Genomic DNA, 18091 nt, shown 5'->3' on the forward strand with positions numbered 1-18091 from the left:
GATCAATGAAGCAGCGTGACATACATACCTTTCTTCTCCGTTTCTTTCAGGCAAATCAATGCGACATACTAGAAGAAAGTGCTGGACATATGACCGTACAACTAACCATCGATATGGATAAATTGATTATGAACCGCCCTTTTTATTGGCACTGGCTTGAAAAAACTGGTGGTGTTCCGGAGCCGCGGCAATTGACCCTCATCACCGATCAAAAAAAAGTGGATGATACCATTGAGGGTGAATTTATCCACTTCGGCTCCCCTCGTTTATTTCAAATTTTCGAAGTCGTCAAACAGCAGGGCCGATTTATCCGTCTCTATGAACGAGTCACCTCGCTCATGGCCAACCAGATCGCACTCGAGCCCTGGCTTGGTCTCAATGTGAAAATTTCTTATCTGGCAGATCGAAAGAAGGATAAGCTTTTATCACTAGGACTTCATCTAATACGCGGAGAAGTCGTTGAACAATTTCAAGAAAAGCTGGAAACCCGTAAGCTGTCATCTCAAATTCCCGATTACTGCTTTACGATGAGTACAATGATCAAGCCAGAAAGCGGCGTCAAACGGCTCTACAGTTTAATGGAGCATTACGCCCATGAGGAACCAGATGATTGGGCGGTAAGAGCTGTTCAAAAATGGAAAGAAGACACTGAACTTTTAAACCAATTTTATGAAGGGACTTCAGACACGTCTGTAGAATATGAAATAGAAAGACAAGCACTCAAAACTTTATACGAACCAAAAATCAGTCTAACGATTGAAAATGGCGGACTTTTTTACTTACAGCAAAAAAGAGGAGGTTGACCTATAGGTCCCCTCCCTTTCATGTGACGTACAATTTTCGATCAGCCAAAAGCAACGTTTGTCTGTTTGTATTGGGCGGAAAAATGACGCAAGCAAACTATGAGGTCTTACCACCTGTGTCTTTCCATTTCATGCGTTAAGTGCCTGAAATACATGATTCAGTATTTTAGGAGGGTATTTGTATGGAAAAGAAAACGAACATATTAGACAGTGAATGGGTTCAATTATTACTTGAAGCTCGTAAAGCAGGGCTAACAGTAGAAGAAGTCCGTCAATTCCTCAAATCAAGTGAAAAGTCCTCTGAGTCTCACCCTCTGGTAAGAAGTCATTCTATCAAACCTTTCTGAATGTGCTATAATATCGAAAGGAAGGTGATGACATTGATTGGCCAGCGTATTAAACAATACCGCAATGAAAAAGGCTACTCACTATCAGAACTGGCCGAAAAGGCTGGGGTAGCGAAGTCTTATTTAAGCTCAATAGAAAGAAACTTGCAAACAAACCCCTCCATTCAATTTCTTGAAAAAGTCTCCGCTGTTCTGGACGTCTCGGTTCATACACTGTTACACGAAAAAGATGAAACCGAATACGATGGTCAATTAGATAGTGAATGGGAAAAACTAGTTCGAGATGCAATGACATCAGGGGTTTCGAAAAAGCAATTTCGTGAATTTTTAGATTATCAAATCTGGAGAAAAAAGCAAGAAGAGGAGTAAAGCGCACATTTTAGCGCATACTCCTCCAATTGCTATGCAGAACTTGATATCAGTCTAAAGACTGACTTTATTTTTTATCTTCGCTGTGTGCTTTTTCGTTTTCTTTCACGTAGCCTTTTTCATCCGTATGCTTTTTGGGATTGATCGTTAAACCATTCCACTGAGTCGCTTCGAAGGAAAGATCAATTTGAATCGCATCGCCTTGGTATTTATTTTGGATATAGTGACCAGCTTTATCCTTCGTCTGGTCATTGACAAATTCAATGATCATTTCCATTTTATCGTAATCAAACGGGTTCTTTGGTATGCCGTCATACTCTGGAGCCACTGTTCCATCAACAGTTGCTACATTAATCTTCCCACTTTCATGTAAAAACTTCTCATCGACGGCATGACGAAGCTTTTCAAATGCAGTCTGATCCTGTTTTGCCGTTAGTTCATGCAAGTCAAGCAGGTTTGCAGCGTCTAAGATAATATTTTTCGGATAACCATTTCCACCTTCGGCTCCAACCGTCAGAACACTCACCTGAAACTGACTGAGAAATTCTTCAGCTGTATTCTTACCGCCATTTTTCGAGGAAGCTCCATCTTGAAACTGGCTGTAATCAAGACTCATCAGCACTTGATTGATCGCAAGTGATCCTTTATTTTCAAAATTAAATTCTTTCTTGATGCGATCACCAGGTTTTAAGTTTGAAAGGTTGATGGCGCCGGAGTTCTCTTTTGCAGATAAATCCAGCTCTCCTGTCGAGTAGACCGCATTTGCCGTTTCTACATCGTTAAACGCCGCCCATGTCCCCCCACCAATTAATGCCAGGCCTAAAGCCCCTGATAATACACCTAAACGAATTGATCTTTTCTTTGTCATGAATGAACCCCCTAATAAATTGTTTTATTGAAACCTAATTAGGTTACAAACGAAAATTTAAGCTTGTTCCTCTGACATCTGTAAATCGGCCGTGTGTCTTCGGTGTTTTGCAGCGCCTACAAAATGAAGAGTCGAATAAACGAGCAGCATCACACCTGGTATAATGAGCAGCAACGCGGTTCCAGCCGAAGTCCCTGCATACGAAAGAAGCTTTCCTGCATATGGAATGGTCACACCCGTATACTGCGCAACCACCTGATCCGCTTTTACTAGCGTGCCGTCCTGATACATATTGTGGTCACCTTTCGTCTCAAAGGCTTTATTTGCTCCCTTTCCTTTCACCCCAACAATTCGGTGGGTCACATAAGACTGGTCCTGCTTCGTTTGAAATGTGATAATATCCCCTTTTTTAAGTGCCTCCGGTGAAGTCACTTCTTTTACGACAATGAGTGAGCCAGTCGAAAATTCTGGTTCCATTGAGCCAGATAATACTTGCTTGAATTGATAACCGAAAATTTGAGGATCTCCCCCTGTAGTTCTTGATGACAATACGACAATAATACATGCAATCATCACCGTGAACACCACCACATAAAGAATACTTCCAGACATCTTCATCCATTTTTTCATGACCTCTTCTCCCCTTCGCCTATCATTGTTTCATTTAGAAGACAGCTCCATTTAGGATGCCTTTTCTTGACACTTTGCGAGCTGCATATGTTTAGACCATATAAATGCTTCTCCAGATCCTTCAAAACCTTTAGGGTAATAGATTTTAAACACATAGATTCCATTCGTTTTTGCTTTATCTGTCGTGACAGTCGTTGTTTGTTGAGAAAGAAGGGACTGTATAGAGCCTTTTTCAAGAATATGACCATCTTGTAACGGCCTCTGCTCACTTTTCACTTTATGTAATTCCCATTTCCATTCAGAGTGTGCAATAGGTTGTCCACTATTTTTTAATGTCATGCTCAAGCTTTGAGGCGCGCAGACTGTTCCTTTGATCATCGTTTGATCAATGAGTTCCAAATGACTTCTATCCCATTTGGAAGGCTGACAATGCTGGTCCGTCTGTTCAAAATTTTCGCATGTTTTCATGACAAAATTTGAGTGCTCAATATCGTTAAAAGAAGCGTTCGTTGTTGAGATCAAGAGTGACGTGAAAATCAAACAAATGGCACAAAAAAGTACAAAGAACGACTGTTTCATTCATTCTCCAACTCCTTGAACGATTGTTCTTTAATAAGAACGATTACATACAGTATAAGGAAATACCTATAAAACCCAAAACGTCAAATTAGTCCATTTTGTTCTTAAACAAGAATGATTACGAGAAAATTCTTCCATTTTCTCATTCTTTCGCCGTATTCAATATTTTTTTGTGTGACATTTGTACTTCTTAAAAATTTACATAAAAGTGCAGCATTTGGTCAGAATAATAGCAGGTGAGGTGATGTGAAGTGAAATATGGAAAGATGATAATCATGCTCAGTTTACTGTTGGGTCCTATGATACAAGACGCCAATCCTGCGGATGCGAGAGGTTTCACTGCCGCCGCAGATCAATGGGAAACGCGGGCAGTCAAAGAAGCAAAGAAACGATATCCGCTAACGCAAGTCTTATTCAAACAAAAAGTATGGGACCGTCATCGTGAGAAGGAATCTGTGAAACAGTATCATATTACGTTAAGAGACCACACCAAAGAATTTGGGGTATTTGTCACTATTTCTTATAACCCTTACTCAAACAAGGTCAATAAAGTGATTGTTGTGGAAGAATACAGCTAATGGGGCATAAAAAAACCGCCTACTGGCGGCTTTTTACTTTTGTCGATGTCGCTTACGTTTTTTTAGCATCATTGAAAACCCAAACGGCAGAACCCCAAATAAACGCTGTGAAAATGGCGGTTTCGTTTCCATTCTCTCTTGTTTATGTTCTTTCCGTTCGTCACGTGGTGTATTCATATATTTAATGATTTCCTGTGTCATATATTTTACATAGTCATTGGTTTTCAAGCACATTCACCTCTTCTTTCTTCAAGTGTTACCAGGAAGAGGATCATTTTATACACTGGCTATTCACGGTTTGCCCATTTCATGATTTCACTGGTCTTCCAATTCAGCACGAGTTCCCGTTCATCTGATAAACCATCTTTTGTTTTCACCCTGACTAACATGTGGATACGCTTTTTCTTTTGATCGCATGTTATCTTCTTTAATGTCACGCGGCCTTCTTCAGTGTGAATATGAGTTTGCTGCTGTTCACACAAACGATGGAATGTACGGGCAGCTTCACTCGCACCCACCCTGAAAAGCTGCTGTTTTTTATAAAACGAAATCGTCAGCTCTGCACTTCTCAGCTCTTTTTGAAACCCTATCGTCATCGCCCCTAGGATCACGAGAAAAAATAGAATTGCAGCCAGTACATGCGGATAGATAAATCCTCCTTCCCTTTTCACGATGTAGGAACCATCCCTTTATATATGAAAAAAACAGCTTCATACACCTTACCAGACTCATCTGTGACTTTAAGGATAGCTCTATGCTGATTTGTTCTCACGCGAAATTCTTTCACCTTTTGCAATAAAGGGAGATGGCCTGCTTGATCCATTCGCTTCCGAAGCATCTCTTGATATGGCTCAATCGTTACCACTCGCCCTTGATCAGATACATACTCTAACGCTTTACCTCCTTGCACCGATCGAACAGCCGTTGCTCGGCTTAATTCCTCATCTAATTGCAGAACAGTCTGTTTCCACTCCATTTGCGAAAATCGGTTAATCTCTTCAAAAGGACGGGCTTTCTCAGCTGTAGAAAAGATCAGTACACAGCCAATTGAAAGGAACAAAAATAGCTGCAATTGCCATAAAGCCTGGACAAGGGTAAAACCTTGTTCACCGTTCAGCAACCTGATGAAAGCATATGGTCTGCTTTTTTTGTATGTTGTATGATACACATCCCTTCTCTTTACTCCAATTGAATACATATGTGATGTCGCCTCGCTTCTTTTTGACAGAAGATTTTGTACCCTCTATGAACGATTCATTCATCTGTTCATGCAAAATTTGATAAGCCTCAAGTTTGGCTCTTACTTCATTTTTCCCTATTATGATTTTTTCATAGGCCGGCATAAGCACAAGGGCTGCAAATAGGAAGATATGACAAGCAAACAGCGCTTCTATCGTACTAAACCCTCTATTGCTTTTGAACATGGATTCGCCCGCTTCCTAAATAGATCGTGAGCTTATACGTTTGACTGCCAAATTGAATGATGAGAGACCCGCCGCTGCTTGGATGTCCGTTTACATTAAAATAGATACCTTGTGTAAATGTAGAAGCCTGAATGCTTCCCTTTTGTTGCTGAAAAGAAGCAATGACTTCGCCATCCTTTTGATCGATTACTTGATACGATACATGTGGCGGATGGAATTCAACATATACACGTGTTTTTTTGACAAATGCAGTATTAGCAGCCAATTGAAAATCTTGTTTCATGATGTTCACTTGTTTTTTGGCTTCAGCGTCTTCTATTAAATTTGGGATTTTTACTCCTATGATCGACAATAGAATCGATAGAACCAGTAAGATCATTAGCTGTTCTATGAGGGTAAAACCCTTTTCATGAAAAATTAATTTATTCATGCTTCACATGGCCGTTTTGAATGACAATCGCTTTTCCATTAGGACACGTTAATCCCTTTTTAACATAGCCTTCTTTTACTAATTCAGCTAAAGATGGTGTCTTGCCATCGTGCTCTAATTCATATGCCATCACCTGAGTGCTCACCATTGATTTAAGCCCTTCACAGCCCTTTGCTTGAATCGTTTGGTGGTGACGAGTAATATTCGGAATGGTAATAAGTAAAAGAATCGAAATCACAAGCATGACAACTAACATTTCTAACAGAGTAAATCCTTTATCATTCATGTCTTTGCCCTCCTCCTTACACTTGCTCCATCAGTTGATACATTGGTAAAAGAATAGATAAATACACAATGAGTATAAGAATTGCCGTCAGTCCATAGATAACCGGCTGCAGCCACGACATCCATTTTTCAATTTTCAGCTCTGCATTCTCTAATAGAAATTGACTGTACGTGTACATTTCTCTTGCAAGCATCCCGCTCGCTTCACCATGCTCGATGACGGCTGCAAAACGTTTTTCAAAAAAAGGAGACAGGCTCACTTGATGTGCCATTCTCTCTCCTTTTCTTAACTCTTTAATCATCTGTTCTGATATTTCTTGAAGAAAGGGTAAGTAGCTTTGCTGCTTAAAAGCTAGCAAGCTCTCGTACATCGATAATCCAGCCTGAAGCAGTCCGCTTAACTGTAGAGAGAAAAGATACGTATGCATCAGCCGCATTCCTTTATATAAAAAAGGAAACCTGCTTATTACCCTTAGCTTCTCAAGGGTAGATTTTTTCCTAAAAAAGAAAGCATAGTATCCAGTCAGACAGATACACACACAGCCGATGAGGAGGAGAGATACATGCAGCAATTGAAAGAGTCCAAACATACCTTGAATCAGCCATGACATTCGGGTATCCATCGAGGAGTACAAGAGAGAAAATTGAGGAATGATCATTTGCTGAACGAGTATGAGCACGATCAAAACTGTAAAGATGAGGAAAATCGGGTAACGTAACATGCGTTTAAACGTATCTACCTGTTTAATTTTTTTCTCTAAAAACCGTGCGCTTTGTTCAAGTGCTTTTGCTAGACTTCCATGCTTTTCGGAGAAACTTAAAATGGCGATGACTTCCCGCTGAAAATGGAGTCTTTCTAGCACCACATAAAAAGGCTCCCCTTCGAGCAGCCACTGAATGCCCGGTGCTAATTGTTGCTGCTGCTTGTTCGACAATTGGATATTCAACATCGTTAATGCCTCAATCAATGTATATCCAGCCTGAATCAATTGAGCAAGTTTTGATAGACATTCCGCTTGATCCTTTTTAGACCATGCTTTAGAGGCTTGCTTCTTCATAAACCCAGCGATGATAGGTGTTTTTCGATAAATAGCCTAGTGCCACTCCTTTACGAATTAATCTTTGCAATGTTTCATATGACGAGTGAGCATATTCTCCTTTAGCCTCCTTGATACACTCACCAAGCTCCTTTCCGAACAGCAGTTCAAATACATTTGTTCGTCTGACCGGTCGATTTAATTTACAGTAAAGCTGGCATGTTTCTCCGCAAAAAGGACAGGTGAGCTCGATTAATCGCTGCGCAGCAATCGCCACCATCGTTTGTTCGAGTTCATTCATCGTGACACCAAATTCAAGCATACGATAAAGGGCTCCTTTTGCATTTTTCGCATGGAGTGTACTCATCACTAAATGGCCTGTCAGTGCTGCTCTAATTGCCGTTCGAGCCGTTTCAGCATCTCTTATTTCTCCTAGCACAATCATATCTGGATCATGTCTTAAAATAGCGCGTAATCCTGCCGCATATGTGATACCGGCTTTTTCATTTACTTGAACCTGCAGCACTTCTTCATTTCTCGTTTCCACAGGATCTTCAAGTGTAATAATATTTCTGTTGAAATTCTTTTTTGCAAACTGGATCAATGAATAAAGGGTTGTTGTTTTCCCTGAATTGGTTGGACCGGTAAATAAAATGAGCCCATGCGAATGATTCAAAAATGATAATAACCTGGTGGATGCTTTCGGAAATAGTGACAGATGTTTTATTTTTGGAACATGATCCTGCGGCAATATTCTAATCACTAAGCTCTCATCATTTACAGTTGGTAGGGTAGACATCCGAATAAACACCTGACCCCTTCTTAGCATCACAGCTAATGACCCATTTTGCGGTCTCCGTTTTTCTCCGATATCCATGGATGATAAAAATTTAAAATGAGCAATGAGCCGCTCGCCGCTTTTTTTATCAATGGTTCGCTGCTGAATTAAATCTGAGTCTACGCGGAAAGATACCGACGCTTTCTTTTCCTTTGGAACAATGTGCACATCAGATGCTCTCATGCGGCATGCTTCTTCTAGCAGCTCTTGTCCCAAATATTCAATCCCATACAAATGGTCCACTCCCTTCTCTGACCATATTGTAAGTCAGAGGAACCTGTCTGACAAAAGAGCAATTTATCATTTTAATGCCTAATCAATCGAAAAAATCATCAGCTTGCGATGGAAAACGTGGTTTTTTAAAAAAGTGCATATAAAAAAACCTGACTTTTACAAGTGCAGGTTTTTTGGTCATGTGGCTTCTTGCGGCTGTTCTTCAAAAATACGAAATCCTCTTTTTTCCAAGGCTTTTGCAAGGCTGTGTTCTGTATTTACTTTTGAGAAATCAATGCCGAGCTTCACAACGGTTTGAGCAATTTCTGGGCGGATGCCTGAAATAATCGTCTCAATGCCTAGAAGCTTCGCACTATCCACCACTTTAAACAGCTGATAAGCAACCATCGTATCAACGATCGGTACGCCTGATATATCAATAAACAAATGCGTTAGACGCAGTCTTGAAGCCTGTTCTAGCACGGATTCCAAAATAATTTTGGCCCGGTACGTATCAATCTCCCCGATGAGCGGCAAAATTCCGATTTCCTTTGAAACTGGAATAACAGGAGCACTCAGTTCCTGAATCATCTCTCTTTGTGCATTGAGCTGACTCAGTGTCACGCGGTCGTATTCCTCTGATAAACGCTCGATCATATCATCAAACGTTGAATGAAAATGCTGATTCCACCCGCATACATCTTGGAGCGTCACTTCAAGCTCAGTTTCTAGTATGAATTTCTCGATTCTCGAACAGAAAATCTGACGAAATATCTTAAATTGTCCAATGATTTCATATAAAGGCACTTCGTGAACGGCTCGATCACGTGCGATATCAACAGACCACTTTTTCAAATGATTTTCTACTTTGTCTGACAGCGTCACAAGCGTTGCTGCAATGGTTTGAATAAACGCTGTGTTCTGTTCCTTCAACTTCATTTCCGTTTCCTCTGAAGCATGTTTGGAATATAATGAGCCTTCTTCTGTTCTTGTTTTCAGCCATTCTTCGGTCATGACGGGGGCTTCTTTTAGGATAAATTCATATAATTGCTTCGATTTTTCATTTTTCATTTACTTCTTCCGCTCCTTTTTCACTTAAAACTCGTGACATACAACTTTTATGTATAAATGACCGCAGATGGTGAAGAATATCATTACACGTTTGATATTGGGCTATAGCCAAGTGGTAAGGCAATGGACTTTGACTCCGTGATCGTTGGTTCGAACCCAGCTAGCCCAGTTCAGCACAAAAACGAAGACGGCTGAAGCATGTTTCAGCTGATCTTCGTTTTTATTAGGAAACTGATTGATGTATCGCTTTCTTTTTTGATAATTTCATGAGTTCGCCTGGATTATAGCCTACTACTAATTTATTTCCATCAATGATAATTGGTCTTCGGAGCAGTTTTGGTTTTTCAATGAGAAGCTGAAGAACCTCGTTTACTTTTAAATCATTAATATTTAAATTTAAGCTTTTAAAAGCCTGACTTCGTGTGGCTAAAATTTCATCCATTCCTTCTGTTGTTAAGGAAAGGATCTTTTTTAATTCTTCTAGTGTTGGCGTTTCTCTGAAAAGGTGACGCTCTTTAAAATCAATTTGATTCGCCTTTAACCAATGTTTTGTTTTGCGGCAAGACGTGCAGCTCGGGTATGAATAAAAAGTAATGTCACTCATTAGTCTTCCTCCTTAGGTCGTTAACCTTTTCTCTTATGGAGTAAGTACCCTCATGTATTTCAGCATAAACACGTTTTGATCACTTTTTCAAAAAAATTTTTCTCCTCGTAAAATAAATGTTCACACGTTGTCAAAAATGTAAATGTTTACATAACAAGTGGTGATCAGCTATAATATGAATCAAAGGGGTTTTTTTAAGGGGAGGGAAAGAAATGAATCGCATGTTCCGCGTGCTTGGCTTTTGGACGGGTATTTTTGCTGTCATGTTCTATTTAGGGCATATGAAAGATGCATCGTTGCTGTTCTTCGGTCAAACCGTTCTTTTTGTATTTTTATCCTACTTGAATTTATCCGAAAGAATGTATATTTACATTTTCGGAGCGTACTTGACGATTTTCTTTGCCGGATTTACATATTATTCGATTTTCATCATGGTTCCCGGTACCGGACATTAATTGAAAAAAAGCATCGCTATAAAAAGAGATGCTCAGATTGTTGACAAAGGGCTAAAATGATTTTATTTTAGCCCTTTGTCTTCTTTTCAGCGTGATAGAAAACCTTTGAAGTCTAGGAAGGACGAGCATCGGAGCGGAGCGAATTTGACATTCGTGAGCACCGGAGCGCAGACCTGACAACGAATGCGAGGGTTTGTCTACACGCTGAGCATCTCTATAAAAAGAGATGCTTTATTTCATACGTTTAAAGAGAAAAGCCATTGATAAATGGATTTTGTTCCTGCTCCGTAAGTACAGTGGTTTCTCCGCCATGTCCACTTAAAACAAGAGTTGATTCTGGTAAAGACAATAATTTGTTATGAATTGATTGAAGCAGCACTTCTTGACTGCCCCCTACTAAATCTGTTCTCCCGATGCCGCCTTCAAATAGCGTGTCACCAGAAATCACAAATCCTTCTTCCGCCGAATAGTAAGACACACTGCCTGGTGAATGCCCAGGAGTGTGGAACATCTCTAATGTAAACGATCCAATTTGAAGAGTTCCTTCTGACGTAATTAATTTTTCAGCTTCTTTGACCGTAATTCCATTTCCAATCAATCGAGCTGAACCGTTTAATTCAGCGTTCGTGAGCCATTCTTTTTCATTCTCGTGTACATAGAGTGGCACTCCCCACTCTGCGCGCACTTCATCTGCGGCACCGATATGATCAAAATGAGCATGTGTCAGTAAGACCGCAAGCGGTGTGAGCTGTTTTTCTTTTACATAGGAAATTAGCTTTTGTGCTTCACCGCCTGGATCAAAGATTAAACATTCTCCGTGCTCATTTTTCCAAATATACGCATTCGCTTGTACATAGCCTAGTGGCATTCTTCTCCAATTCATTTTCATCACCTACTTTATTCATTCTTTTTTATTATGAAGGCTACACAATAAAAATTCAAACAATCGTCAACTGGAATCTACTCGACAAGCTTTATGAAAACGGTTAAAATGAAAAGAAAGGAAATCAAGGGGATTGATGACAAAGGGGGACTTTCACATGATGCTCGTCATTATTTTTGGTCTAGTCACGATTTTAGCTGCACTCGGGATCTATCGCTCACTTAAAAAAGTGAACGTACTTGCCATCGCTTTTGCTGGCGCGACATTTTTGGTTTTTGGCTGGTTTACTGTCATGACCATCATCTATAGCGGTTATCCAACTGCACATTAAAAAGCCTGCATTTAGCAGGCTTTTTTTATTGATTCAAGTGCTTATTCACGCTTTCTATTTTACTTGTAAGTGTTGTGATTTGATCCCGCCTGTCATCAATGCGGATATTGGTCGCTACACGGTGCAGTCCCTTTTCAAAAGGTGCTTCATGAATGCGCTGAATGACCTCAAATAAAACGGATAATTCACCTTCAATTAACGTATTCATTGGTGTTAATTGATAATTAATTTTCCCTTCTTTTTGAAAGCCTTCTAAAATTCTTTGTACATCTGCTACATAAGCACTGACACTTGGTGTTTCCGTGCCTATTGGAATGATAGTGACATCTGCTATGGCCATGTTTATTGCCCCTTTCCACTCAAATCCTCATGTTTTCTCGTCCTCATTGTAACCTATTCGCAATCCATCATGCCATGCTCACGTTGCATTTAAAGAAGGTTTGTCCCGTTCTATCGTCAAATCCGCCCTCTCTACCTTCCCAATTTTTGTGAATATCAGCAGGCATATCCCTGATACAGCTTCAATGATGCCTCCAGCCGCAATGACATATCCGGAACCAAATAATGTCGCCATATAGCCGCCAATGAGAGCGCCTAAAGGGATCATGAAGAAGGAGATCATATTGATAATTGCATACACTTGCGGCTGATCCTCTGCTTTTACTGACAATTGAATCATTGTATGTTCAGGCACGTTGACTGCACTGATGGCGGCACCTAATGCAAAAGCTGATATAAATACAAGTGGTAAAAATGCGTTCATGCCTGTGATGAAAAACGAGATTCCATCAACAATCCCGGCACCTATAAACAGCAGCCCATACCGGTTCACTTTTACCTTTGTCAAAACAAACCCCATCAAGAATGCACCTAGTGCCGTTGTGACTTTAATAAATGAATAGATCACGGGTCCACTATGTAAATCCTCTGTTAAATAAATAACAGACAATGCTTCCCATGGTGCGGCAGCAAAGTTTGAGCAGACACAAAAAATCGCCAATGGGAACAAAATATGATGCCTTCTCACAAGTGAAAATCCCCGAATCAATCTTTTGCCGTATGATACCCCTTTTTTGGCTTTATCAATGATGATTTCTGTTTCATATGTAATGATTAATACAAGTAAAGCGGACAAGAGATAAAGAGGAATAATCACAAGCATTGTATATCCTACCCCTACAAACGCAATCATGACACCACAAACCGTGACCGTCACAAGCCTGACTACATGACTTGCTGATTGAATAGTTGCATTCGCTTTTTGTATGAGGTCCTCATGGACAAGCTTTGGAATAATTGATACAGACGCCGGTTCGTAGGAGCCACCAGTTGCCGAATGAAGCAGCATACACCCAATAACAAGTGCTAATGGCGTGAAACCATAAAAGTAACTGACCACAATCACAAGAATTATCGCTCCTCTTGTTAAATCAGCAAAACACATCCAAAATTTCAATTGATGCGGCTTCATCATTGGGGTAATTAGTGGCCCAACAATGGCTTGCGGAACAAAGCTGACCGCAATAAAAAAGGCTGTTCCAATTGCCCCTTTTCCGCCTAGTACTAAAAGCCACAAGATGGTGTTGAAAGATAAACTATCAGCTGTTATTTTGCACATTTTAGACATAAATAAGTAAGTGAAATTCCTTTTCCACAGGCTTTGAGCACTCAATGATCGACATCTCCCTAAAACATATCCTTTTTTTTACATCCATACCTTTCACAATAGCTCACAATTCGGCCTTCGTCAATTGCCCTAACATTATTTTTATTGACAATAAGAAATTGCTTCATGTTCAAATGTAAAAAGCACCTGACAGGTGCTTTTTAACACTTACATGCTTCCCATAACAACCGCTTTGTTTTCTCATAGATCGTGTCAAATTGATTCATGGAAAGAGGATTTTTTCCTAGGCCAAGCTCGACTGTATAGCCCTCATTGTGACATTGATAAATAAACCAATCGCGATAGCCTGCATAGCTGTCAAGATATTGAATCGGTTTATAGCCGCTTACTTGTTCGAATCGTTTGACCGTTTCTTTTGAGCTGGCTGGTTCATGACCAAGAAACCCCCAGTATATCTCTTCTCCTTGTGTATGGAGAGCAACAAGCCTGTCAAAGCGTTTTCGTAACGCTAGATTTGCCATCGCTTTCGCTTCTGGTTCTGTTAGCGGCTGATACCCAGGAAAACCTCGATTGGACGGAGCCTTAGTCTCATGACGGTAGTATTCGATCTCCCAATAAGCAGGAAATTGATTGTTCAAATCCACCCCTCGTATATTTGCTTTCCACTCCTGATAGTCAGCATATCCATCATGTAGCGGTGTGAATTCTTCACTGCTCAGACCAAGTGACTCTGGTCCATTTCGTACGAGGTCCACACCATCTGGATTCACCAATGGTACGATAGAGAGAGCTGTGGTTTGCAGAATATGAACGGCTTCATGATGCCTTGCTTGCACCGGGTCAGATGCAGCCAAACACAGCGATTTCAGCCATTTTATTAAAACAGACGTCGTGATCCATTCATTTGCATGAAAAGAGGCATTCAAATGAATAGAATGTAAATGCTGAACAGGCTCTGTTCGGATTTCATAAATAGGTGTATCAAGCACTGAATGACCTATGATGCTCATTTGAAGAAAAGGAAATGCGGCTTTCAAGTAGCTCAGCTCTTCTTCTAATTGAGCACTATCATATTCAAAGGTTCCATTGATCCAATCATCGGATTGCTGCAGCCTGTAAGGCGCAATAAATTTCTGCAGCTCACCTATGGAAGAAAATGAATGGATGCCTTCCGGAAGTCGGTATCCCGGTAAAAGGAGGTACTCATTGCTGATTTGATTGGATAAATGGAAAGCTGCATTCCCTATCCCTAACTGCTTTGCTACATGATCCTTCTCCTCTCCATCTAGGTGCCATTCAATTTTCCCAAACGACGTTGTCTTCATTTACATCCCTCCTCTCATACTATATGAGCCGGCAGACCAAAAAAGAAAACCTCTGCATGTAAAAATAACAGAGGTTTTCTCGTATGTTAGGACGCCTTTTTTAGCTGAGTTTCATCTTCTTTTTTAGATGGAGAATGGTCCGGGCTATTCCGGTCATAAAATCTAAGGAGATCCCCATAGATGATTTGATCAGAGAATTGGAGCTCTTGCTTTGCTTTCTCTTCATAAGACTGACACACAGTCTCATCATCTCTTGGCTCACCCGTTTTTTTATTGTAGCAAACACCATCTGTGAACACACTGTCCTTCGTAATAAAACTGCCATCACGAAGCACGGTAAAATCATTCGTATCTTTCGATAAAAGGTCATGGCCAAATTGAATTTGTTTACTTGTATCAATTCCTAATAGATTGAGTACAGTTGGGCGGAGATCGACCTGACCACCTACCGTATCAATTTCTTTTGGATGTTGGTCTGTGATCCCTGGAATGTGTACAACAAACGGGACTTTTTGAAGCTGTACTTCTTCAAATGGCGTAATCTCTTTATTTAAAAATTGCCCCATGGCTTCGTTATGGTTTTCAGAAATTCCGTAATGATCCCCATACAAAACAAAAATGGAGTTATCGTATAACCCAGCTTCCTTCATCTTCTTAAAGAAAAGCTTAAGTGCTTCATCTTGATAACGCACTGTAGGGAAATATTTGTTTAGCGTTTTGCTCTTAGAATCATATTCATCAATGAGCTTATCTTCTTCATCTAGATCAAACGGAAAGTGATTCGTTAATGTAATCAATCTCGTATAGAAAGGCTGCGGGATCGATTTCATCAATTCCGCTGACTGTTCGAAGAATGGACCATCTTTCAGCCCCCAGCCAACTGAATTTTCTTCATTTACATCAAATGATTTAATATCAAAAAACTTATCGTAGCCAAAGCTATCGTAGATCAGGTCACGGTTCCAGAAACTTTTGTTATTCGCATGAATGACAGAAGAATGGTACCCCTCATCCTTTAACAGCTCAGGTGTGGCTGTAAACTCATTGCTTGGATTTGTGAAGAACACAGCCCCTCTTCCAAGTGGATAGAGAGAGTTATCAACAATAAACTCTGAGTCAGATGTTTTCCCTTGACCTGTTTGATGATAGAAATTAGTAAAGTTGTAGCTTTTCTTGATTAATTTGTTTAAAAACGGGGTGATTTCTTTCCCGTTTAGTTTTTCATTGATCACGAAACTTTGTGTAGATTCAAGTGAGACAAGAATGACATTTCGTCCTTTTGCTTGACCAAACGTCTTTTCATTACGGTCGGTTTGATTTGCACTTATATAGTTTTCAATTTCTGTTAAGCTATTGCTGTCAGCAAGGGCTCGTTGAGCAGACTGCTTCGATTGCAGCACTCCATCATAAATATGGAAATTATATAAGCTGATATTTTTTACCAGCATCTCACGGTCAAATGAGCGAGTGAGCAGTTCTGGTCTCTCTGTTTCAGCCAAACCAAGGTTAAAGAAGAAAGTCGCTGTCACAAATAAATAATAGGCTGCTCGTTCTTTTCGTGAAATGGTGACATCCGTTCTAAAGGAAGGCTGCTTTTTATAGAGCCACATTAAAATGATAATATCAACGAACATTAGAAAATCGACTGGTTCAATTAAAGAGGTAATACTTGACCCGAGGTCACCCATATTGTTTGTTTGAAATAGGACGGGGATGGTTAAAAAGTCACTATAGAATCGGTAAAACACAATGTTAGCTAACAAAATAAATGTCAGAATAAAGCTCGTCACGATGATATATCGATTGCGATTTTTTTCTTTCATAAATAAACCGATTCCGAAGATAAACAAGATAAAGCTAAGCGGATTAATAAACAGGATGAACTCCTGCATGAAATTTTCTATTTTAATATTGAAGCTAGATTTATAGATAACATAGGTTTTGACCCACATGAGCAATGTCGCAATCAGTAAAAATGAAATCGCCTTTAATCTTTTCTTTCGCATTGTAACCTCCTTATGCTAAGCGAGCACTCAAGCTAGGGATACACCCTAATTATTGGTGCTTCTTCAAAAATAACTAAACTATATCTTATCCTGTATGTGCTGGAAAATCAATGTCTTTTTCCTCATGACAAACTTATGAATATGCTAAACATTTCATTTCATGCCCATCTATCGCTTTTTTTAATAAAAATGACATCATGATGACTTTTTTGTTTAAGACAACCATTTGTTTTTTGCCATCCATGCACCGCCGATGACTCCTGCATCGTTTCCGAGAGAGGCAATCACGACTTCGACATCATCAGCGCAAGGCGGAAATGCGTGATGCTTAACAACGCGCTCTACTTTACTGCGAAGGAGCTCACCTGCTTTTGAAACACCGCCGCCAATCACGATTTTTGTTGGGTTTAACGCACTGGCAAGATTCGCTAACACAAGCCCAAGATGAGTCGTCACTTCTTCTACGACACGCATGGCAAGATCATCTCCACTTTCAGCGGCCTTAAACACTTCCTTTGCAGTCAGTGAAGTGAGCGTGCCAAGTGAAGATGTATGCTGCTCTGTTACTAATTTATCCTTTGCAAGCCGGACGATGCCAGTCGCAGATGCAATGGTTTCAATACAGCCTGTTCTCCCGCAATTACAAGGTGCTCCTTGGAATGGAACGGCACAAATATGGCCAATTTCTCCGCCAGCCCCTGTCTCACCTTGAACAACTTCACCATTTACAATAATGCCGCCGCCAACACCTGTGCCAAGTGTGACCATCAGGATGTTTTTTGCGCCATCGCCTGCACCCTTCCACATTTCACCGAGTGCAGCAATATTCGCATCATTTTCGATGACAGATGGAAGTCCGGTCTCTGCCTCTAGGTGATCTTTGAGTGGATAGTTTGTCCAGCCGAGATTCGTTGTTTTATAGACAATCCCAGATACTTTATCTACAGGCCCAGGTGCACCCATTCCAATCCCAATCAGCGCTGATTTGGGCATACTGATTTCGACTAGTTTGTGGTCAATTGATTTGGCAATATCGACTGTGATCGTCTGCCCTGATTTATCCGTAGGAATCTCCCACTTATGCTGAATTTCACCATATAGATTAATGAACGCAAGCTTAATTGTCGTACCGCCAAGATCAACTCCTACAAACCAATCCCCGATCATATGCCCTCCACCTTCACATTGTTTTTCGATTTAATTTGGCTAGTTCCATTTGAAGAATCGTCATTGCGTTTGACCATTCTGTCCGGTCAATAATGCCCGATGTATACATTTCCTTCAGTTCATCTGCCATAAATTCTAATTCCACTTCACGATCTCCGAAATACACATAATTTCCAAATCTCATGAGCAGCTGCTGTACATCATATAACGTTTTCATTGTT

26 protein-coding genes and 1 tRNA gene are annotated in these 18091 nt (G+C 40.3%); 7 read left to right on the forward strand and 20 right to left on the reverse strand.

The features are described 5' to 3' along the window. Positions 1-5 precede the first annotated feature (5 nt). From MHH41_RS11155 to sinR, 3 genes are all read left to right on the forward strand, one after another. Positions 6-803 carry a YqhG family protein gene (locus tag MHH41_RS11155; protein WP_340866347.1) on the forward strand — a complete coding sequence of 266 codons (798 nt, stop codon included), beginning with the start codon at positions 6-8 and terminating at the stop codon, positions 801-803. 182 nt (positions 804-985) lie between these two features. Then, the gene (locus MHH41_RS11160; RefSeq protein ID WP_003217357.1) at positions 986-1150 is read left to right on the forward strand and encodes an anti-repressor SinI family protein; all 165 of its coding nucleotides are present in this window, start codon (positions 986-988) and stop codon (positions 1148-1150) included. A gap of 33 nt (positions 1151-1183) precedes the next feature. Next, positions 1184-1519, forward strand: a complete 336-nt coding sequence (sinR, locus tag MHH41_RS11165; RefSeq protein WP_012010555.1) for a transcriptional regulator SinR — start codon at positions 1184-1186, stop codon at positions 1517-1519. 67 nt (positions 1520-1586) lie between these two features. Here sinR and tasA read toward each other — a convergent pair whose 3' ends face one another. The 3 genes from tasA to tapA are packed head-to-tail and all read right to left on the reverse strand — an operon-like array spanning position 1587 to position 3596. Next, on the reverse strand, positions 1587-2387 hold the full coding sequence (gene tasA / locus MHH41_RS11170) for a biofilm matrix protein TasA (protein ID WP_253622435.1): 801 nt from the start codon (positions 2385-2387) through the stop codon (positions 1587-1589). A 57-nt stretch (positions 2388-2444) separates the two neighbouring features. After that, the gene (gene sipW, locus MHH41_RS11175; RefSeq protein WP_340866350.1) at positions 2445-3017 is read right to left on the reverse strand and encodes a signal peptidase I SipW; all 573 of its coding nucleotides are present in this window, start codon (positions 3015-3017) and stop codon (positions 2445-2447) included. A gap of 51 nt (positions 3018-3068) precedes the next feature. Further along, a complete protein-coding gene (gene tapA, locus MHH41_RS11180; protein WP_335365366.1) occupies positions 3069-3596 on the reverse strand; it encodes an amyloid fiber anchoring/assembly protein TapA in 528 nt (175 codons plus the stop codon). 299 nt (positions 3597-3895) lie between these two features. On the opposite strand from tapA, the gene MHH41_RS11185 reads away from it, so the two are divergent. Continuing rightward, positions 3896-4174 (forward strand): DUF3889 domain-containing protein, encoded by a 279-nt coding sequence (locus MHH41_RS11185; protein WP_233421708.1) that lies wholly within the window; start codon positions 3896-3898, stop codon positions 4172-4174. A 33-nt stretch (positions 4175-4207) separates the two neighbouring features. On the opposite strand, the gene MHH41_RS11190 is transcribed toward MHH41_RS11185, so the two are convergent. From MHH41_RS11190 to MHH41_RS11230, 9 genes are all read right to left on the reverse strand, one after another. Next, positions 4208-4402, reverse strand: a complete 195-nt coding sequence (locus MHH41_RS11190; RefSeq protein ID WP_034620826.1) for a YqzE family protein — start codon at positions 4400-4402, stop codon at positions 4208-4210. 59 nt (positions 4403-4461) lie between these two features. Beyond that, entirely contained in the window at positions 4462-4845 is a 384-nt protein-coding gene (locus tag MHH41_RS11195) for a competence type IV pilus minor pilin ComGG (protein ID WP_340866351.1), read from the reverse strand. Continuing rightward, the gene (comGF, locus tag MHH41_RS11200; RefSeq protein ID WP_335355987.1) at positions 4842-5342 is read right to left on the reverse strand and encodes a competence type IV pilus minor pilin ComGF; all 501 of its coding nucleotides are present in this window, start codon (positions 5340-5342) and stop codon (positions 4842-4844) included. Before comGF ends, MHH41_RS11195 begins: the two co-directional genes overlap by 4 nt. Then, positions 5281-5598: a competence type IV pilus minor pilin ComGE gene (comGE, locus tag MHH41_RS11205; RefSeq protein WP_003217390.1), complete on the reverse strand. Its 318-nt coding sequence runs from the start codon at positions 5596-5598 to the stop codon at positions 5281-5283. The genes comGF and comGE overlap by 62 nt, the downstream gene beginning before the upstream one ends. After that, positions 5582-6028, reverse strand: a complete 447-nt coding sequence (gene comGD, locus MHH41_RS11210) for a competence type IV pilus minor pilin ComGD (RefSeq protein ID WP_212045911.1) — start codon at positions 6026-6028, stop codon at positions 5582-5584. The genes comGE and comGD overlap by 17 nt, the downstream gene beginning before the upstream one ends. Next, positions 6021-6314, reverse strand: coding sequence for a competence type IV pilus major pilin ComGC (gene comGC / locus MHH41_RS11215; protein ID WP_340866353.1), 294 nt, complete (start codon positions 6312-6314; stop codon positions 6021-6023). The genes comGD and comGC overlap by 8 nt, the downstream gene beginning before the upstream one ends. A gap of 16 nt (positions 6315-6330) precedes the next feature. After that, positions 6331-7371, reverse strand: a complete 1041-nt coding sequence (gene comGB / locus MHH41_RS11220; RefSeq protein WP_212045909.1) for a competence type IV pilus assembly protein ComGB — start codon at positions 7369-7371, stop codon at positions 6331-6333. Continuing rightward, the gene (gene comGA, locus MHH41_RS11225) at positions 7352-8422 is read right to left on the reverse strand and encodes a competence type IV pilus ATPase ComGA (protein ID WP_137054976.1); all 1071 of its coding nucleotides are present in this window, start codon (positions 8420-8422) and stop codon (positions 7352-7354) included. The genes comGB and comGA overlap by 20 nt, the downstream gene beginning before the upstream one ends. Before the next feature lie 177 nt (positions 8423-8599). Beyond that, entirely contained in the window at positions 8600-9472 is an 873-nt protein-coding gene (locus MHH41_RS11230) for an STAS domain-containing protein (protein WP_003217438.1), read from the reverse strand. A 98-nt stretch (positions 9473-9570) separates the two neighbouring features. On the opposite strand from MHH41_RS11230, the gene MHH41_RS11235 reads away from it, so the two are divergent. Next, positions 9571-9641 (forward strand) — tRNA-Gln (locus MHH41_RS11235). Between the two features lie 54 nt (positions 9642-9695). Here MHH41_RS11235 and MHH41_RS11240 read toward each other — a convergent pair. Then, entirely contained in the window at positions 9696-10076 is a 381-nt protein-coding gene (locus MHH41_RS11240; RefSeq protein ID WP_003217382.1) for a Spx/MgsR family RNA polymerase-binding regulatory protein, read from the reverse strand. 212 nt (positions 10077-10288) lie between these two features. Between MHH41_RS11240 and MHH41_RS11245 the strand changes: the two genes are divergently transcribed. Then, a complete protein-coding gene (locus tag MHH41_RS11245; protein WP_003217440.1) occupies positions 10289-10531 on the forward strand; it encodes a DUF2626 domain-containing protein in 243 nt (80 codons plus the stop codon). Between the two features lie 244 nt (positions 10532-10775). Here MHH41_RS11245 and MHH41_RS11250 read toward each other — a convergent pair whose 3' ends face one another. Continuing rightward, positions 10776-11414 carry an MBL fold metallo-hydrolase gene (locus MHH41_RS11250; RefSeq protein ID WP_003217463.1) on the reverse strand — a complete coding sequence of 213 codons (639 nt, stop codon included), beginning with the start codon at positions 11412-11414 and terminating at the stop codon, positions 10776-10778. Between the two features lie 157 nt (positions 11415-11571). Here MHH41_RS11250 and MHH41_RS11255 point away from each other — a divergent pair, with 157 nt between their 5' ends. Further along, the gene (locus tag MHH41_RS11255) at positions 11572-11745 is read left to right on the forward strand and encodes a DUF2759 domain-containing protein (RefSeq protein ID WP_003217333.1); all 174 of its coding nucleotides are present in this window, start codon (positions 11572-11574) and stop codon (positions 11743-11745) included. Between the two features lie 25 nt (positions 11746-11770). Here MHH41_RS11255 and MHH41_RS11260 read toward each other — a convergent pair whose 3' ends face one another. The 6 genes from MHH41_RS11260 to MHH41_RS11285 form a co-directional block, all read right to left on the reverse strand. After that, a complete protein-coding gene (locus tag MHH41_RS11260; protein ID WP_340866354.1) occupies positions 11771-12085 on the reverse strand; it encodes an MTH1187 family thiamine-binding protein in 315 nt (104 codons plus the stop codon). Between the two features lie 78 nt (positions 12086-12163). Further along, positions 12164-13417 (reverse strand): MFS transporter, encoded by a 1254-nt coding sequence (locus MHH41_RS11265; RefSeq protein ID WP_321999340.1) that lies wholly within the window; start codon positions 13415-13417, stop codon positions 12164-12166. 155 nt (positions 13418-13572) lie between these two features. After that, the gene (locus tag MHH41_RS11270; protein ID WP_340866356.1) at positions 13573-14697 is read right to left on the reverse strand and encodes a M14 family metallopeptidase; all 1125 of its coding nucleotides are present in this window, start codon (positions 14695-14697) and stop codon (positions 13573-13575) included. 86 nt (positions 14698-14783) lie between these two features. Beyond that, positions 14784-16703: an LTA synthase family protein gene (locus MHH41_RS11275; protein ID WP_340866357.1), complete on the reverse strand. Its 1920-nt coding sequence runs from the start codon at positions 16701-16703 to the stop codon at positions 14784-14786. Positions 16704-16916: 213 nt separating this feature from the next. Beyond that, the gene (locus MHH41_RS11280) at positions 16917-17870 is read right to left on the reverse strand and encodes an ROK family glucokinase (RefSeq protein ID WP_003217302.1); all 954 of its coding nucleotides are present in this window, start codon (positions 17868-17870) and stop codon (positions 16917-16919) included. 13 nt (positions 17871-17883) lie between these two features. Next, a complete protein-coding gene (locus MHH41_RS11285; RefSeq protein WP_008342322.1) occupies positions 17884-18087 on the reverse strand; it encodes a YqgQ family protein in 204 nt (67 codons plus the stop codon). Between the last annotated feature and the right edge of the window lie 4 nt (positions 18088-18091).

It is taken from the genome of Bacillus sp. FSL K6-1145, from assembly GCF_038003425.1.
Classification (GTDB): domain Bacteria; phylum Bacillota; class Bacilli; order Bacillales; family Bacillaceae; genus Bacillus; species Bacillus pumilus.

What these genes read in the sequence shown, in the direction of transcription:
- MHH41_RS11155 (WP_340866347.1), top strand. Translation starts at nt 6, where the DNA reads ATGAAGCAGCGTGACATACATACCTTTCTTCTCCGTTTCTTTCAGGCA.
- MHH41_RS11160 (WP_003217357.1), top strand. Translation starts at nt 986, where the DNA reads ATGGAAAAGAAAACGAACATATTAGACAGTGAATGGGTTCAATTATTA.
- tasA (WP_253622435.1), bottom strand. Translation starts at nt 2,387, where the DNA reads ATGACAAAGAAAAGATCAATTCGTTTAGGTGTATTATCAGGGGCTTTA.
- sipW (WP_340866350.1), bottom strand. Translation starts at nt 3,017, where the DNA reads ATGAAAAAATGGATGAAGATGTCTGGAAGTATTCTTTATGTGGTGGTG.
- tapA (WP_335365366.1), bottom strand. Translation starts at nt 3,596, where the DNA reads ATGAAACAGTCGTTCTTTGTACTTTTTTGTGCCATTTGTTTGATTTTC.
- MHH41_RS11185 (WP_233421708.1), top strand. Translation starts at nt 3,896, where the DNA reads ATGATACAAGACGCCAATCCTGCGGATGCGAGAGGTTTCACTGCCGCC.
- comGE (WP_003217390.1), bottom strand. Translation starts at nt 5,598, where the DNA reads ATGTTCAAAAGCAATAGAGGGTTTAGTACGATAGAAGCGCTGTTTGCT.
- comGD (WP_212045911.1), bottom strand. Translation starts at nt 6,028, where the DNA reads ATGAATAAATTAATTTTTCATGAAAAGGGTTTTACCCTCATAGAACAG.
- comGC (WP_340866353.1), bottom strand. Translation starts at nt 6,314, where the DNA reads ATGAATGATAAAGGATTTACTCTGTTAGAAATGTTAGTTGTCATGCTT.
- comGB (WP_212045909.1), bottom strand. Translation starts at nt 7,371, where the DNA reads ATGAAGAAGCAAGCCTCTAAAGCATGGTCTAAAAAGGATCAAGCGGAA.
- MHH41_RS11230 (WP_003217438.1), bottom strand. Translation starts at nt 9,472, where the DNA reads ATGAAAAATGAAAAATCGAAGCAATTATATGAATTTATCCTAAAAGAA.
- MHH41_RS11240 (WP_003217382.1), bottom strand. Translation starts at nt 10,076, where the DNA reads ATGAGTGACATTACTTTTTATTCATACCCGAGCTGCACGTCTTGCCGC.
- MHH41_RS11245 (WP_003217440.1), top strand. Translation starts at nt 10,289, where the DNA reads ATGAATCGCATGTTCCGCGTGCTTGGCTTTTGGACGGGTATTTTTGCT.
- MHH41_RS11250 (WP_003217463.1), bottom strand. Translation starts at nt 11,414, where the DNA reads ATGAATTGGAGAAGAATGCCACTAGGCTATGTACAAGCGAATGCGTAT.
- MHH41_RS11255 (WP_003217333.1), top strand. Translation starts at nt 11,572, where the DNA reads ATGATGCTCGTCATTATTTTTGGTCTAGTCACGATTTTAGCTGCACTC.
- MHH41_RS11260 (WP_340866354.1), bottom strand. Translation starts at nt 12,085, where the DNA reads ATGGCCATAGCAGATGTCACTATCATTCCAATAGGCACGGAAACACCA.
- MHH41_RS11270 (WP_340866356.1), bottom strand. Translation starts at nt 14,697, where the DNA reads ATGAAGACAACGTCGTTTGGGAAAATTGAATGGCACCTAGATGGAGAG.
- MHH41_RS11275 (WP_340866357.1), bottom strand. Translation starts at nt 16,703, where the DNA reads ATGCGAAAGAAAAGATTAAAGGCGATTTCATTTTTACTGATTGCGACA.
- MHH41_RS11280 (WP_003217302.1), bottom strand. Translation starts at nt 17,870, where the DNA reads ATGATCGGGGATTGGTTTGTAGGAGTTGATCTTGGCGGTACGACAATT.
- MHH41_RS11285 (WP_008342322.1), bottom strand. Translation starts at nt 18,087, where the DNA reads ATGAAAACGTTATATGATGTACAGCAGCTGCTCATGAGATTTGGAAAT.